Below are 273 nucleotides of genomic sequence, written 5' to 3'. Positions count from 1 at the left end.
CTGTCGTACTGCCATCTGGGTTGGTGATGGTTAACGTCACCGTATCACCCACTTCCACACCCGTTGGAATACTTACCACAGTTTCAACGCCGTCACTGTTCTCTGCCACGCTCACGCTGCCGTCCGCTGCGTCCGCGATGGTAAGTGTTGGCGCCGCAGTTGGTGCGGTGGCATCAAAATCAAACGTCACTGGCGCACTCTCACCACTGCTGTTGCCAGCGGCATCCGTAATGCTGCTGGTGATGCTGTAGTTACCTTCCGCTGTCAAGCTTG

At 56.4% G+C, this 273-nt stretch carries 1 protein-coding gene; it reads right to left on the bottom strand.

What is annotated here, in order from left to right; genetic code table 11:
- Nucleotides 1-273 (bottom strand): hypothetical protein (locus AACW06_RS20395; RefSeq protein WP_202884133.1); only part of this gene is annotated, 273 nt, incomplete at both ends.

It is taken from the genome of Vibrio sp. S12_S33 (assembly GCF_963889785.1).
Classification (GTDB): Bacteria; Pseudomonadota; Gammaproteobacteria; order Enterobacterales; family Vibrionaceae; genus Vibrio; species Vibrio aestuarianus.
This window is presented reverse-complemented; position numbering and strand designations above follow the sequence as displayed.